At 52.6% G+C, this 14,267-nt stretch carries 13 protein-coding genes and 1 tRNA gene; 6 read left to right on the top strand and 8 right to left on the bottom strand.

Translation table 11 applies throughout. The features are described from left to right. Window positions 1-60: 60 nt before the first annotated feature. From CSR02_RS09280 to CSR02_RS09270, 3 genes are all read right to left on the bottom strand, one after another. Window positions 61-318 carry a hypothetical protein gene (locus tag CSR02_RS09280; protein ID WP_244176916.1) on the bottom strand — a complete coding sequence of 86 codons (258 nt, stop codon included), beginning with the start codon at window positions 316-318 and terminating at the stop codon, window positions 61-63. 104 nt (window positions 319-422) lie between these two features. Next, on the bottom strand, window positions 423-683 hold the full coding sequence (locus CSR02_RS09275) for a hypothetical protein (RefSeq protein WP_099541450.1): 261 nt from the start codon (window positions 681-683) through the stop codon (window positions 423-425). Window positions 684-1,049: 366 nt separating this feature from the next. Then, window positions 1,050-1,123: transfer RNA gene (locus CSR02_RS09270), tRNA-Cys, on the bottom strand. A 151-nt stretch (window positions 1,124-1,274) separates the two neighbouring features. Here CSR02_RS09270 and CSR02_RS09265 point away from each other — a divergent pair. The 5 genes from CSR02_RS09265 to msrA all read left to right on the top strand — a co-directional run bounded on the left by CSR02_RS09265 (window position 1,275) and on the right by msrA (window position 7,680). Then, window positions 1,275-1,991 (top strand): protein-L-isoaspartate O-methyltransferase family protein, encoded by a 717-nt coding sequence (locus CSR02_RS09265; protein WP_244176914.1) that lies wholly within the window; start codon window positions 1,275-1,277, stop codon window positions 1,989-1,991. 121 nt (window positions 1,992-2,112) lie between these two features. After that, window positions 2,113-3,552, top strand: a complete 1,440-nt coding sequence (locus tag CSR02_RS09260; RefSeq protein ID WP_042787276.1) for a TolC family outer membrane protein — start codon at window positions 2,113-2,115, stop codon at window positions 3,550-3,552. A 36-nt stretch (window positions 3,553-3,588) separates the two neighbouring features. Next, window positions 3,589-4,230: a DUF2497 domain-containing protein gene (locus CSR02_RS09255; RefSeq protein ID WP_099541448.1), complete on the top strand. Its 642-nt coding sequence runs from the start codon at window positions 3,589-3,591 to the stop codon at window positions 4,228-4,230. A 140-nt stretch (window positions 4,231-4,370) separates the two neighbouring features. Next, window positions 4,371-7,064 carry a valine--tRNA ligase gene (locus CSR02_RS09250; protein WP_099541489.1) on the top strand — a complete coding sequence of 898 codons (2,694 nt, stop codon included), beginning with the start codon at window positions 4,371-4,373 and terminating at the stop codon, window positions 7,062-7,064. Between the two features lie 79 nt (window positions 7,065-7,143). Further along, entirely contained in the window at window positions 7,144-7,680 is a 537-nt protein-coding gene (gene msrA / locus CSR02_RS09245; protein ID WP_099541446.1) for a peptide-methionine (S)-S-oxide reductase MsrA, read from the top strand. A 14-nt stretch (window positions 7,681-7,694) separates the two neighbouring features. On the opposite strand, the gene CSR02_RS09240 is transcribed toward msrA, so the two are convergent. The 5 genes from CSR02_RS09240 to CSR02_RS09220 are packed head-to-tail and all read right to left on the bottom strand — an operon-like array spanning window position 7,695 to window position 13,347. Then, on the bottom strand, window positions 7,695-9,050 hold the full coding sequence (locus CSR02_RS09240; protein WP_099541444.1) for an ABC transporter ATP-binding protein: 1,356 nt from the start codon (window positions 9,048-9,050) through the stop codon (window positions 7,695-7,697). A gap of 15 nt (window positions 9,051-9,065) precedes the next feature. Beyond that, complete coding sequence (locus tag CSR02_RS09235; protein ID WP_099541442.1) at window positions 9,066-10,811, bottom strand: ABC transporter permease; 1,746 nt, start codon at window positions 10,809-10,811, stop codon at window positions 9,066-9,068. Beyond that, complete coding sequence (gene dut, locus CSR02_RS09230) at window positions 10,808-11,287, bottom strand: dUTP diphosphatase (protein WP_099541441.1); 480 nt, start codon at window positions 11,285-11,287, stop codon at window positions 10,808-10,810. Before dut ends, CSR02_RS09235 begins: the two co-directional genes overlap by 4 nt. A gap of 36 nt (window positions 11,288-11,323) precedes the next feature. Next, window positions 11,324-12,553 carry a bifunctional phosphopantothenoylcysteine decarboxylase/phosphopantothenate--cysteine ligase CoaBC gene (coaBC, locus tag CSR02_RS09225; RefSeq protein WP_099541439.1) on the bottom strand — a complete coding sequence of 410 codons (1,230 nt, stop codon included), beginning with the start codon at window positions 12,551-12,553 and terminating at the stop codon, window positions 11,324-11,326. An 11-nt stretch (window positions 12,554-12,564) separates the two neighbouring features. Further along, window positions 12,565-13,347 carry a class I SAM-dependent methyltransferase gene (locus CSR02_RS09220; RefSeq protein WP_042787282.1) on the bottom strand — a complete coding sequence of 261 codons (783 nt, stop codon included), beginning with the start codon at window positions 13,345-13,347 and terminating at the stop codon, window positions 12,565-12,567. A gap of 29 nt (window positions 13,348-13,376) precedes the next feature. On the opposite strand from CSR02_RS09220, the gene mutM reads away from it, so the two are divergent. Then, on the top strand, window positions 13,377-14,216 hold the full coding sequence (gene mutM, locus CSR02_RS09215) for a bifunctional DNA-formamidopyrimidine glycosylase/DNA-(apurinic or apyrimidinic site) lyase (protein ID WP_099541438.1): 840 nt from the start codon (window positions 13,377-13,379) through the stop codon (window positions 14,214-14,216). Window positions 14,217-14,267: the final 51 nt, after the last annotated feature.

Here is a 14,267-nt window from a genome sequence, read left to right as displayed (position 1 = left end):
CCTCAAGCCTGTGTTCGGTGAGAAAAAGCAGCACACAGGCATGATGGGCTGGAAAAATGTCTAGTTACCGCCACCCGGTAACCTGCCTTTTGCAACCCACAAAATAAGAGGTGGCAGAAAAAAGTAAAATGCCATGATAAAAATCAAATCACGCACCAGATAGGCTAGATCAATATGCAGGCCAAAATGGCAGATCAAGTTTGCCAACCCCAGCATGAAGCAAACACATAGGAAAGCTCCGGCGCTGGCATAAATGGATCGACCTGCATTTATCTGCTCTACTTTTTCCAGAAAAACAGCGACAAAATTTTTCTGCACAGTCCAATCCTTTACAGCGAAATATTTACGGTCGGCCCGAAAATACCGAATCCCAAGACACGCGGGCAGACGCATTTTTATAGATTCGCTGCCCGCAATATCTTTTATTCCGCAAAATTCGGAAGCGTGAGGTTCTGATCTTTCGCCAACTTCTGAATAGCAACTTTTGTCAGACCAAGCAGATTGGCCGTATCAACAAACGCAGCATCAGCACTTGCACCCGGCGTTGGCGGTAGCGTCACGGTTACAGAAAATTCAATATTCTGATCCTGCTTCGTAAAGCACAGCTTTGCCTTGGTGCTTCCGTCCTTCAACACTTTAACAGAACGCAAAACACCATTTTGTACGGTCGTATCATTACTCACGAGAGTATCCTTTTATAAAATTATAACCGCGGGAATGTGAACGCAGCAGCACCAAGAGGCAACGCCTCTACCTGCACCCCAGACTATCCAAAATAAGCAGACTGCCCAAAGCCTTACTGTGAAATTTTTACCCAAGCTGAAACGGCAAGAATTTTTTTTAAAAACCCGTTTTGATTAAAATAGTAAAAATTATCCGAACAACCTACAGGTGCGAGCCAGATATCTCTAGAACATAGACATTTCACACATTATTGGAGATACCCCAAAAATTTTTTGGCATGCTTCATCATGTCATACGGACAAGAGCTGACAACCGCAGTTTTCTGCGGAAAATGTCAAGCATTGTCTTTTAGCTTCGTAGGGAGATGGAGGTCTGGGCGGGAATCGAACCCACATTCGCGGATTTGCAGTCCGCTGCATCACCATTCTGCCACCAGACCATCGGGTGATGGAGAGCCTTATCTCCTGTTCTGTCGCATTGGTCAAGCCGTTGTGTTGTGCGAAACTTAAATCAGTATGTCACAAAATGTTTTGCCCTTGATCTATCGGGAACCCTAAAGGGCACATATTAACCGCAAGGGATAGGAAAACGTGACAGTTCAGGCCGCAATTTTGCAGAATTCCTCTCCAATGCCGCTTTCAAAAGGCAAAGATATGGAAATTACACGCAATCTTATGGTGGATGATCAACTCCGTCCTTCAGAAATCACCAACCTGCCATTGCTATCCGCCATGCGGAAATTACCTCGTGAATATTGCGTCATGCCCGACCAACATGATGTTGCATACGCAGACATCACACTCCCTTTGGGGCAGGGCCGCCTATTGGCCCAACCTTTACTGACAGCACGCCTTGTTCAGGCCGTTATGCCCGTAGAAAAGATGCGTGTGCTTGTTGTAGGTGCTGCCACCGGATACACCGCTGCACTTTTTGCCGCACTTGGTGCCAATGTTACAGCGCTTGAATCCAATACCCGCCTGGCTGAACAGGGAAAGCATTTTTGCCAGCAAGAAGCGCTCAATGTTTCTTGGATAATTGCACCCCTGAATGCAGGTGTGGCCGAAAATGCACCTTATGATGTCATTTACTTTGATGGAGCCATCCTCCATTTTCCCGCTTTCTGCGCTGCTCAGCTTGCTGCCTCCGGATGTATGGCAGGTGTAATGGCCAGCCCCCACAAGCTGGCTGAAGCTTTTGTGGCCATGAGAGAGCCAGAAAATCAGTCTGGATTTATTGTTACCACTCTTTTTGAAACACAGATGCCACTCCTGCCAGATATGGCCGAGCCCGTTACTTTTGAATTCTGAAAATAAACTTTTAGAAACATATTCTGCGGCAAATGATTACAAATTTGTAGAAATAGGTTCAGTATCGTGGCATGAGCAGTGCCTTAGGCGGCAATTACGGTAACTGAAGCAGGAGTATCAGATGCGGCGTATTTGCGGAGCAGGGGTAAGTATGGCTGTTGTGCTATGCAGTTCCACTGCATGGGGGCAGAAATACGATGGCAGTGGTTCGCCAACCTTTGTGCCACATACGCTGCAAGAAGCTCTTTCCGCAGCTTATCTTACAAACCCAACCCTACAGGAAGCCCGTGCCGTCTTGCGTGCTACAGATGAACAAGTACCCACGGCTCTGGCTGGCTGGCGCCCGACCGTAACGGGCACGGTCGGGCTGAGTTACTATAAAGGTGTAAACGATTATCAGGGCAGCGCGGATCAACCATCTAGTGGGTATATTCGTAAGTATAGCACCCCCGGCTATGCGGCAGGTGTCAGCATTAACGAGCCTTTATATACGGGCGGCAAAACCACAGCCTCTACCCATCAGGCTGTCAACAAGGTTATGGCAGCCCGCGCACATCTGATTTCTGCTGAACAGCAAGTCTTCAAGCAGGTGGTGAACGCCTATGTTTCTGTTATTGAGGACGAACAGCTTTTACAGCTGAACATCAACAACGAACGCGTGCTTCAACAGCAGTTACGCGCAACAAATGAACGCTTCCGAGTAGGGGAAATTACCCGCACAGATGTTGCACAGGCAGAATCCGCCTATGCAACGGCCAAGGCCACCCGCCAACAGTCTGAAGGCACACTTCAGACTGCTCAGGCCACGTACATGCAAATTGTTGGCATGGCGCCGCCACCTAATCTGGTACCACCTCAGCCATTGGTTTTGCCCGTTAAAAATGAGCAGATGGCTGCAGCTATGGCGGTTAAGAATAACCCGGATGTCATCAACGCACTTTTCACCGAATCTTCCCAAAAAGATGCTGTAGCTGTTGCAGTAGCAGCCATTATGCCCAAAGTTTCCGCTACACTCGCCTATCAGAGACAGGTCAACCAAAGTCTGAACAATCAGGTTGATGAAAACAAATACGCCATGATCAACTTTAATATTCCGGTGTATCAGGGTGGTTCAGAATATTCAGCTGTGCGCCAGGCCAAACAGCAGGCGCAGGCGGCGCATCGTGAAGTCGATGTGCAGCGTAGAACCGCTGCTCAGGATGCCGTTTCAAACTGGCAAAAACTGGTGGCCTATCAGGCGGCTATCAACAGCAACCGCGCCGCCATTCAAGCCGGCACTGTTGCCCTTGATGGGGTGGAACGACAGGCAATTGTTGGCACCAGCACAACGCTGGAAGTGCTGCAGCAGCAACAGACATTGTTGCAAGCACAGGTGGCTCTTGTACAAAGCCTGAGCAACATGGTGCTAAGCTCTTATAACGTTGCCGCGGCCATTGGCCGATTGACCGCAGCCGATCTTAAATTGAATGTTCCTCTTTATGATGACAAAGCTTACTATAACGCTGTAAAAGATCGCCTATGGGGGCTGAACGATTATGCGGTCAGCCAACCAGGACGCTAAAAGCTGAGCAGCAAGGGTAAGGGCAGGGGTTATTGTATGGCATCGTCACAGGGTTCATCAGAAGGTACGGGTAAATCAGTTGCAGATGTACTGTCTTCCATCCGGCAGACTTTGCATGATGAGCATCTGGCAGCCACAGTTCCTTCTTCTTCGGATACAGAATCCGCAGAGGGTGATGCAGACGATGATATGCTGGTTCTTTCTCCTTCCATGATGGAAGGGCTTACACAGGAACCCGCGCAAGATCATCAATCCAGCCAGCCCAGCAGCTCAGCGCAACATCCAGTCAATATGGGAGAAGATACGGGTCTTGTGCAGTCATCGCCTATCGCTCATGATGACGGTATTCTATCCGTAACCGATCTAAGACAGATCCCGCTCACTGAAAAGGCAGAACACGATATGTCTGGCCCTCTCCCAATCCCCCTGAATGACGAAACCATGTCAGATACATCAAATTCATTCGCTGTTCTGCAGAAGACCCTGCAGGATAAGTATCTAAGAGAGCATGAGGAGAGAAAAGTGGCTATTTCACATGAAGGGTCTCTGACTGTTGAAGATATCGTGCGCCAGGAAGTGCGCGTGTTCCTGAAAAAATGGCTGGACGCACACCTTGCAGGTATCGTGCAGGCTGCTGTCCGTAAGGAAGTGGAACGTCTGACGCAGCGCGGTCTGTAATACCGGGTATCAGACACGCCGTTACTGAGTAACACAGCTACTTTCAGTAACGGATACTCTGCCAAAACCGGATGATTGCTCTGCAAAGGCGGAGGCAGTACATGCCTGCCGCCTTTTTTACGTTGTGTGGTGGAATACATATGCTGAACAAGTCTTTTGAGCCGGCCCAGATAGAAACACGCCTGTATGAATTATGGGAAAGCAGAAAGGCATTTTCTGCCCAGCCCAACAGCGGCAAAAAGCCGTTCACCATTATGATTCCACCGCCGAATGTTACCGGTACCCTGCACATGGGCCATGCCCTGACCATGACATTGCAGGACACACTTATCCGCTGGAAGCGCATGCAGGGGTTTGATACCCTGTGGCAGCCCGGCACAGACCACGCAGGCATTGCCACCCAGATGGTGGTGGAACGCACTTTGGCCACCGAAGGCAAAACGCGCCAGGAAATGGGCCGCGATGCGTTTATCGAACGCGTGTGGGAGTGGAAAGAACAGTCCGGCGGCGGCATTACAAAGCAGTTGCGCCGCCTTGGGGCATCGCTTGATTGGCCGCGCGAACGCTTTACAATGGATGAAGGCCTTTCCCGCGCAGTGCGGGAAGTGTTTGTAACCCTTTACAACGAAGGGCTGATTTATCGTGACCGCCGGCTGGTAAACTGGGACCCGGTTTTCCGCTCCGCCATTTCTGATCTGGAAGTGGAAAGCAAGGATGTTGCCGGTAACCTATGGTATATCCGCTACCCGGTTGAAGGGGCAGAGGATACCACAATAACCGTTGCCACCACCCGGCCCGAAACCATGCTAGGCGATACGGCTGTGGCAGTTCACCCGGAAGATGAGCGTTATAAAAGCCTGATTGGCAAATCCGTTCGTCTGCCACTCACTGGCCGTCTGATCCCGATTGTTGCGGATGAACATTCAGACCCGGAAAAAGGCACCGGTGCTGTTAAAATTACCCCCGCGCACGATTTTAACGATTTTGAAGTCGGCCGCCGCCACAACCTGCCCATGATCTCTGTTCTAGACGATCAGGCCCGCATTGTGCTGGATGAAATTGAGCAGGATCTGACTGCTGCTGAAGGGCTGGCTGACCCAGCCTTTGTGCGCAGCCTGTCTGGCCTTTCCCGCGAGGAGGCTCGTAAAGCCATTGTCGCCCGTCTGGAAGAAGATGGCTGGCTGGAAAAAATTGAACCCCATCGCCATCAGGTGCCACATGCTGAACGTGGCGGAGCCGTTATTGAGCCGCGCCTGACCACCCAGTGGTACTGTGATGCCGGTAAACTGTCCGGCCCAGCAGTAGAAGCCATTACATCCGGCCGTGCCAGCTTTATTCCCAAACAGTGGGAAAACACTTTTTTTGCATGGATGCGTGACATCCAACCGTGGTGCATTTCGCGCCAGCTTTGGTGGGGCCACCGTATTCCTGCATGGTACGGGCCGGATGAACACGTGTTTGTGGCGCATGATGAAGCAGATGCGCAGGCACAGGCCAACGCCCATTACGGCAAGGCCGTAGAACTGCGGCGTGATGAAGATGTGCTGGATACGTGGTTTTCTTCTGCCCTCTGGCCGTTCTCCACACTGGGTTGGCCGGATAAAACACCAGAACTTGCTCGGTATTACCCCACTGATGTGCTGGTTACAGGTTTTGATATCATCTTCTTCTGGGTTGCCCGGATGATGATGATGGGCCAACACTTCATGCACGATGTGCCGTTCCGCAACATCTTCATTCATGGCCTTGTGCGTGATGAGCACGGGCAGAAAATGTCCAAGAGTAAAGGCAACGGCATTGATCCGCTGGAACTGATTGATCAGTACGGCGCGGATGCCATGCGCTTTACCATTTGCGCGCTTACCGGCATTGGGCGAGATGTTAAGCTGGGCCGCAAGCGGGTAGAAGACTACCGCGCGTTCATCACCAAGCTCTGGAATGCCGCACGTTTCTGCGAAATGAACGGCGTTAAACCTGTAGAAGAGTTTGACCCGGCAACCGTTAAATCTCCGCTGGGCCGCTGGATTATTGCGGAAGCTGCTGCTGCCATTACGGAAGCAACCCGGGCGCTGGATTCCTATCGTTTTGATGAATACGCGCTCAGCTGTTACCGCTTTGTCTGGAACCGCTTCTGTGACTGGTTCCTGGAGTTTGCAAAGCCCGTATTCAACTCCACGGATGAAGCCGAAGCCGCAGAAATTCGCGCTGTAGCGGCTTATGTTCTGGGCGTTATCCTACGTCTGTTGCAGCCTGTTATTCCGTTTGTAACGGATACGCTGTGGCATTCCTTTGGGTATGGGGAAGAAGGCAGCCTCATTTCTGCTAGCTGGCCAGAACCTATCGTGCCAGCCGATGCAGAAGCCGCTCAGGCAGAGTGCGATCAGATTATCCGCCTGATTACAGAAATCCGCACGGTGCGCGCAGAAATGAACGTGCCACCGGCGCAGAAAGCTCCGGTCTTTTTGAAAGATGCCTTGCCGCAAACCTTGGAACACGCACAGCGTTGGCAGGAAGCCATTGGCCGTATGGCCCGCGTTTCGGAAATTGCGCCATTGCAGGGTGATATTCCGCATGGTTCCGCGCAGGCTGTTGTGGATGAGGCAACCCTTATTATCCCACTGGCCGGGTTGATTGATCTGGATGCCGAACGTGCTCGTCTGAAAAAGGAGTTAGGCAAGGCGGAAGATGAAGTTGCCAAAACGGAAAAGAAACTTGGCAACCAAAACTTCGTCACCCGCGCCAAACCGGAAGTGGTACAGGAAATGCGGGACCGCCTAGAAGCGCAGCAAGGCGAATGTGTACGCCTTAAGGCCGCTCTGTCTCGCATCGGGTAACAACCGCGCGAGCCGATATAGCCTGCTGGCTTAATTGCTGGCAGGCTATTGCCCACACAAGAAAGGGGTGAACAGAAGCATGGAAACAGCAATATTAGGCGGTGGATGCTTCTGGTGCCTGGAAGCCATTTACCGCGGCATGAAAGGCATTCTCTCCATTGCCCCGGGCTATGCTGGGGGCAATGTGCAACACCCCACCTATCAGCAAGTGTGCACCGGGCAGACAGGCCATGCCGAGGTTATTCGGCTGGAGTTTGATCCGACCATCATCAGCTATGCTGAAATTTTACGCATCTTCTTTATCATGCACGATCCCACAACCCTGAATCGGCAGGGGAATGATAGGGGGACGCAGTATCGCTCTGTTATTTTCTATGAGAATGAGCAGCAAAAACAGATTGCAGAACAAACCAAACAGGCCATCACGCAGCAAAAAATATGGGGTGATCAGCCTTTGGTGACTGAAATTCAGCCCCTAACAACCTTCTGGGCAGCAGAAGAAGCGCATTTTGATTATTATGCCCGCAACCCTATGGCTGGCTACTGTCAGGCTGTTATCAGCCCTAAAGTTGCCAAAGCCCGCAAGGAATTTGCCCGTTACTTTAGCCCCACATAAAAACAGACTGCACGTTATTCCGGGGCTGCATCTTCCAGAAAGAAGCGGTCTCCTTCTTCATCGTAATCAAAAAGTTCGGCAAAGCGGCCCCAACCAATAATGGTCTGAAGGGTCTGGCGCGCGTAGTCGGCAGACATGCTGTCTTCCAGCTCACTACGGAAACGCTCTGCTTTAATGCTGTGCGTGGGCCGTTCATCCAACAAGGTGCAGATCATACGCACCAATGGCACATTATGGAGCAGCGCATGCCCCATAATAGCCTTACGCTCATCCAGATCACTCAGAACAAAATGCACGCCTTCGTTGGTGAGCAGGATATCGCCATCTTCCAGTTCAGCAAGACGCAGAAGTTCTAGAGATTCCCCCAATGGGAACAGATCATCCAGTTCAAGCTGAAGTTTTTCTGCCAGCACAGGTAAATCTGCCCGCCCATTGAGTGGTGGAGCAGCCAAAGCCTCCATCATCCCGATCATCATGGTAATGGAAACCGGCACTAAAGCCCTGAAAGAACGGGTGAGGGGCGAAGCCTGCGCCTTACCCATACGTGCCAGATCAGCCTCAGACACAATAGGGGCGCGTTGGGTCATCAGCGCGTAGATATGATCCACCAGCTTGCGAAACTCCGCATCCTCGCGGTTGCGTGGATGTGCAAACGGCACATGGAGCACGTGAGCAATACGCCCGGGATTGGAAGACGCAATAATGATGCGATCACACATCAACACGGCTTCTTCAATATTATGCGTCACAATCAGCATACTTTGAACAGGAAGCTTTTCTTCCGACCAAAGCTCTATCAAATCGGTGCGCAGATTTTCGGCTGTCAGCACATCAAGGGCAGAAAAAGGCTCATCCATCAACAGCAGATCAGGATGCACCACCAAGGCGCGAGCCAGCCCCACACGTTGCTGCATGCCGCCAGAAAGTTCCTTGGGCCACGCATTTTCGTATCCGCCCAAACCAATCAGGTCTATGGCATCATCAACCAGTTTATCCCGCTCCGGGGCCGCAATCCCACGGGCATCCAGCCCCAGCGCCACGTTTTCTTCCACAGTCATCCACGGAAAGAGCGCGAAGGACTGAAACACCACAGCAATTTCCTGTGTAGGCTTGTGCAGGGGCTTCCCCTTCCACAACACTTCTCCCGATGAAGGAGGAAGCAAACCAGCCAAAATGCGCAATAAGGTGGATTTACCGGAACCAGAACGCCCCAAAAGCCCCACTATTTCTCCAGCGCGTAAAGTAAGGCTGATGTCATCCAGCACCTGCACATCTGCCGCGCTATCCTTATGATAAAAACGGCTGACACGCCGTGCTTCTGCCAGAACAGAGCCAGATGGTAATGCTTTTTTCTCTGGGCCAGATGCCATTGCTCTCTATCCGGTTCAGTTCAGTTTCAGGCGGCGTGCCACAAAATCAGACAGGGGGCGCCATACCAGCGCATTGGTCAGCATTACAAATACGCACATCACAACCGTGCCCAACCCGACATCACTGATGTGCCCAAGCTGGGTACTTTGCGCGATATATGCACCCAACCCATGTGCCGTCAGAGTGGTTTGCCCCCATTGCGCAACTTCGGATGCAATAGCGGCATTCCATGCACCACCCGCCGCCGCCATAACACCTACAAGATAATACGGCGCAATACCTGGCAGCATGATACGCCGCCACCAGAACCATCCCTTAATCTCAAAATTACGTGCCACTTCCAACAGATTGGAGGGAAAAGAGGAAGCTCCAGCAATAACATTAAACAAAATGTACCACTGGGCCCCCAAAATCATCAGTGGTGTTAACCAGATATCCGGGGTCAGATTGAAATGCACAATCACCACAACAAAGACCGGGAAAAACAGATTAGCCGGAAAAGCTGCCCCATACTGTGCCAATATCTGTGCACGCCGCGCGCGCGTTGGGTCCAGCCCGCACCAGATCCCTACCGGTACCCAGATCAGAGAAGCCAGCGCAAGCATACTGACAACACGCAGCAGCGTTATGCCACCAAGCCCAAATACATAGGCCATCTGCCCAAGCGTATAATGTGCATGTGCATACGCCCAGACCTGCCATGAGGCCCCAAGGCAGACAAGCAGAAGAAAACCCCACCACACCCAATCTGCCCGGGCGCTCTCATCCGATTTCATCTGCACGGCACCCGGGCGGGAACCAAGAGGCAAATAACTTATGCGCCGCCCCACAGAAAGGAGAGCATTGCCGCACATCCGCAGCAGACGTGTCCGACGCACCAACCGCAGAAACCACGGCTCTACGGCCTGCCCGGTATTGGAGCTTTCCAACCGAAAACGCCCCGACCATGCAGCCAACGGCCGAAAGAGCACCTGATCGTAGGCTAAGATAACCACCATCATGGCCAGAATGGCCGCCACGACAGCGCCAATATTCTGCTGATCTATGGCCATGCCCACGTAGGAGCCTATGCCCGGCAAGGTAATATCCGTGCTGCCAACGGTAATGCTTTCAGAATACACGACCATAAACCAGCCACCTGCCATGGACATCATGGCGTTCCACACAAGGGAAGGTATGGTGCAGGGTACTTCCAGCCGCCAGAATTTTTGCCAACTTGTCAGGCCAAAACAGCGGGCTGTTTCTTCCAGCTCTGGTGGCACAGAGCGCAGGCTTTGATACATGCCCAGCGCCATATTCCATGCCTGACTGGTAAAAATGGTAAAAATGGCTGCACATTCCGCGCCCAATATCCGGCCCGGAAACAACCCCAGAAAAAAGGTGATGGTAAAGGATAAAAAACCAAGGATAGGCACTGATTGCAGTACATCCAGCAATGGCACCAGAATTTGCCCGGCACGTCTGCTTTTTGCCGCAAGCGTGGCATACACAAATGTAAACAGCAAAGAACACCCAAGTGCTGCAAACATGCGTATGGTGGTACGCAGCGCATAACCGGGCAAATGCCACATATCCAGATGTATGGGTGTAACCGCAGGCGCAACCAGAGGCCCCAGCATATGCCGCACCGCAGCGCCCAAAGCGATGGCGAGCGCAGCCAGGCACAAAAGCAAAAGGGCATCAACACTGTTAAGATAGCGGAGAGGTAAAGAAGATGAACCTTGCGATTGCGGGGTAAGGTTCATCCAGCTTCTGTTCATGGCGCTCCGGTTCCCGTGCTGCCAAACCCTCCTGCGCCACGCTGTGTTTCATCCAGTTCATCACATTCTGCCCAGACCACCCGTGTTACAGGGGCCACAACGGCTTGGGCAATGCGCATGCCACGCTCAATGGTAAACGGAGCCTGCCCGGCATTCAGAACAATAATACCCAGTTCCCCCCGGTAATCTTCATCCACAGTTCCGGGAGAGTTGGGAAGAATAATGCCGTGCTTGAGGGCCAGACCAGAGCGCGGACGGACCTGAAGCTCATAACCCTGCGGCAGGGCAATGCGCAGCCCTGTTGGCACCAATATCCGCGCCCCGGGCAACAGCACCACTGGTTCTGCCACAGCGGCCAGCAAATCCATCCCCGCTGCGCCAGCCGTAGCATAAGATGGCAAGGGCAAGCCCTGTGCATGGGGGAGGCGTTGCACCTGCACACAAAGATCAGCCGAAGAAGAAACAGGTGCAGACATCAAACAAGCCCCTATAAAAATTTTAAAAACAGTCTATCAGAATTCAGCAAACCAATCAGCCATGCGGGAAGCAAGCCTTTGTGCAACGTCTTCCTTTGGCATATGCGGCCAGCGTTCATTCCCTTGGGCAGTTATCAGAATAACCTGATTATTATCACCCCCCATAACGCCAGTGCCAGCACTTACATCATTTGCAACAATCCAGTCACATCCCTTGCGCTGGCGCTTGGCTGATGCGTGCTCCACAACTTTTTCGGTTTCAGCAGCAAACCCCACAACAAGGGCAGGGCGTTGTGGCCCCTGTGCTGAAATTTCGGCCAGAATATCCGGGTTGGGCACCAACCGGATAGGGGCAGGTACATCATCCCGACCAGTTTTTTTAATTTTTTGCCCAGCCTGCACCTCTGGCCGCCAATCGGCAACGGCTGCTGTGCAGACCGCGGCATCAAACGGAGCCGCCGCTTTAACACAGGCAAGCATTTGGCAGGCTGTTTCGCACGCAACAAATGTTACACCAGCAGGCGGGCGCAACATGGTTGGGCCACTTACCAGCGTCACTTTGGCACCAAGGTCCGCCAAAGCGGCTGCAACAGCATAGCCTTGTTTGCCAGATGATCGGTTGGCCAGGTAGCGCACCGGATCAAGCGGTTCATGCGTGGGGCCGGCTGTTACCAGAACAGATTTACCCGCCAAGGCACCATCTTGCTGTTGCCTGCGCCGAAAAAACGCCAGCACGGCATTCAATATATCTGCAGGTTCTGGCATACGGCCTGCACCAAATTCACCACACGCCATGGGGCCAATGGCGGGTGGTACAATATGCACACCACGTTGCTGCAAGGTGGCAACATTATCTTGCGTGGCTGCGTGTTCCCACATCCTCACATTCATGGCGGGAACAGCCATAACCGGTGCATCCGTAGCCAATAAGAGCGTGCTGGCCAGATCATCCGCCAAACCCGTTGCCATGCGTGCCAGCAGATTAGCCGAGGCAGGGCAGACAAGAACCATATCTGCCCAGCGGGAAAGCGCAATATGTCCCATTTCCTGCTCCGCCGTGAGGGAGAACAGGTCTGTGTAAACCGGCTCCTCACTTAACGCTTGCAGGGTAAGGGGCGTTACAAACTGGCTTCCACCTTCCGTCAGCACGCAGCGCACCTGCATGCCCGCACCTTTAAGCAGACGAAGCAACTCTGGCGCTTTAAAGGCGGCAATACTACCGCTCACAATCAGCAAAACGGAACGGGAAGGCCCAGTCACATCCATACTCTTGGGCCTTACACACGCCAGCCGGAATGAATGGCCGCAATACCGCCAGAAAGAGACTGATACCGCACGTGAGAGAACCCGGCCTCGCGGAACATGTCGGCCAGTGTTTCCTGATCCGGGAAGGTGCGGATACTTTCTGCCAGATACTGGTAGCTATCACGGTCCTTGGCAATCAGGTTGCCCATGGCAGGCAATACCTTGAAAGACCACGCATCATAAATAGGGGCCAGAGCTGCCACCTGAACGCGGGAAAATTCGAGACACAGAAAACGCCCACCGGGCTTGAGCACACGCCGCGCCTCACGCAGCACGGCCATTTTATCTGTGCAGTTGCGCAGGCCAAAAGCGATGGAGACCCGATCAACTGACATATCACGCAGCGGAATGGCCTCAGCATCTACAACGCAAAAGGACAGGTCGGACACAAAACCACGATCAATGGCCCGATCCCGCCCAACAGAGAGCATGCTGCTGTTGATGTCGGTCATGATAGCGGAACCACCGCCACCTTTCAGCCAACCAAAGGTGATATCACCCGTGCCACCGGCCAGATCCAACAAAGACATACCGGGCTGCGGGCCAAGCTCTGTGACAAAAATACGCTTCCATACCCGATGGATGCCAAGGGACATGATGTCATTCATCACGTCATACTTGCCGGCGACGCTATCGAACACGTCACGAACAAGGTTTTTCTTTTCTTCCTTCCTTACGGAACGGAAGCCGAAATCCGTTTCTTCCACTGTTGCGTCAGAAGAAGCGGGGGAGGGCGTAAAGCTGTTGTCGGTCATGGGGTTCCCCTATACCCTGCTTTTTAGCCATGCCGGAACTCCCTGAAGTAGAAACCGTAATGCGCGGGATGCAGATTGCCCTGCAAAACGGTACCATCCAAGAAGCAATTGTGCGCCGTCACGACCTGAGATGGCGGATTCCTGCCAATTTCTCACAAACACTCAAAGGCCGCCGGATAGAAGGCTTTCGCCGCCGGGGCAAATATATTCTTATGCGCCTGTCTGGTGGAATGTCCATTATCTGGCATTTGGGCATGTCTGGCCGCGTGTTGCTCGATTCTCCGGCTGAGCCATTATTGCATGAACATGTCACTCTGATTCTGCAGGATGGAAAGCGCTGCGGATATATAGACCCGCGCCGTTTTGGCATGCTGGATCTGGTCCCTACCGATCAGGAAGAGACATACCCGTTGCTGGCAGGCATGGGGCCAGAACCGCTTGAGCCAGACTTTACACCCCAGACCTTATTAACAGCCAGCACGGGCCGACGAATGCCTATTAAGCCTTTTCTGCTCGATCAGAAGATTGTGGCTGGGTTGGGCAATATTTATGTGTGTGAGGCCCTATTTCGCGCAGGTATTGCCCCAACCATGCCTGCTGGCAATCTCACACGCCCCAAAGCCCGCAAACTGGTGCAAGCCATCCGCGATGTTCTGGAAGAAGCCATAGCGGCCGGGGGATCCAGCCTGAAAGATTATGTGCGCCCGGAAGGTGGCTTAGGATATTTTCAGCACGCATGGCGGGTATATGGGCAAACAGGCAAACCATGCCCCAATTGCCCTGGTACCCCCGCATGTTCTGGCGTGCAGCAGATAACACAAGCCGGACGTTCCACATTTTTTTGTCCCCAAAGGCAGAAAAACGGGTAAAATCCCAGTGGTTGACACGGAAGAAGCTTGACGGAAGGCGCTTTGGTGCAT

The sequence above is a fragment of the Acetobacter pomorum genome, assembly GCF_002738225.1.
Classification (GTDB): Bacteria; Pseudomonadota; Alphaproteobacteria; order Acetobacterales; family Acetobacteraceae; genus Acetobacter; species Acetobacter pomorum.
This window is presented reverse-complemented; position numbering and strand designations above follow the sequence as displayed.

Coding starts and splice junctions, on each gene's coding strand:
- msrA (WP_099541446.1), top strand. CDS start 7,144: ATGGAAACAGCAATATTAGGCGGTGGATGCTTCTGGTGCCTGGAAGCC.
- CSR02_RS09235 (WP_099541442.1), bottom strand. CDS start 10,811: ATGAACAGAAGCTGGATGAACCTTACCCCGCAATCGCAAGGTTCATCT.
- CSR02_RS09250 (WP_099541489.1), top strand. CDS start 4,371: ATGCTGAACAAGTCTTTTGAGCCGGCCCAGATAGAAACACGCCTGTAT.
- CSR02_RS09240 (WP_099541444.1), bottom strand. CDS start 9,050: ATGGCATCTGGCCCAGAGAAAAAAGCATTACCATCTGGCTCTGTTCTG.
- coaBC (WP_099541439.1), bottom strand. CDS start 12,553: ATGGATGTGACTGGGCCTTCCCGTTCCGTTTTGCTGATTGTGAGCGGT.
- CSR02_RS09255 (WP_099541448.1), top strand. CDS start 3,589: ATGGCATCGTCACAGGGTTCATCAGAAGGTACGGGTAAATCAGTTGCA.
- CSR02_RS09260 (WP_042787276.1), top strand. CDS start 2,113: ATGCGGCGTATTTGCGGAGCAGGGGTAAGTATGGCTGTTGTGCTATGC.
- mutM (WP_099541438.1), top strand. CDS start 13,377: ATGCCGGAACTCCCTGAAGTAGAAACCGTAATGCGCGGGATGCAGATT.
- CSR02_RS09220 (WP_042787282.1), bottom strand. CDS start 13,347: ATGACCGACAACAGCTTTACGCCCTCCCCCGCTTCTTCTGACGCAACA.
- dut (WP_099541441.1), bottom strand. CDS start 11,287: ATGTCTGCACCTGTTTCTTCTTCGGCTGATCTTTGTGTGCAGGTGCAA.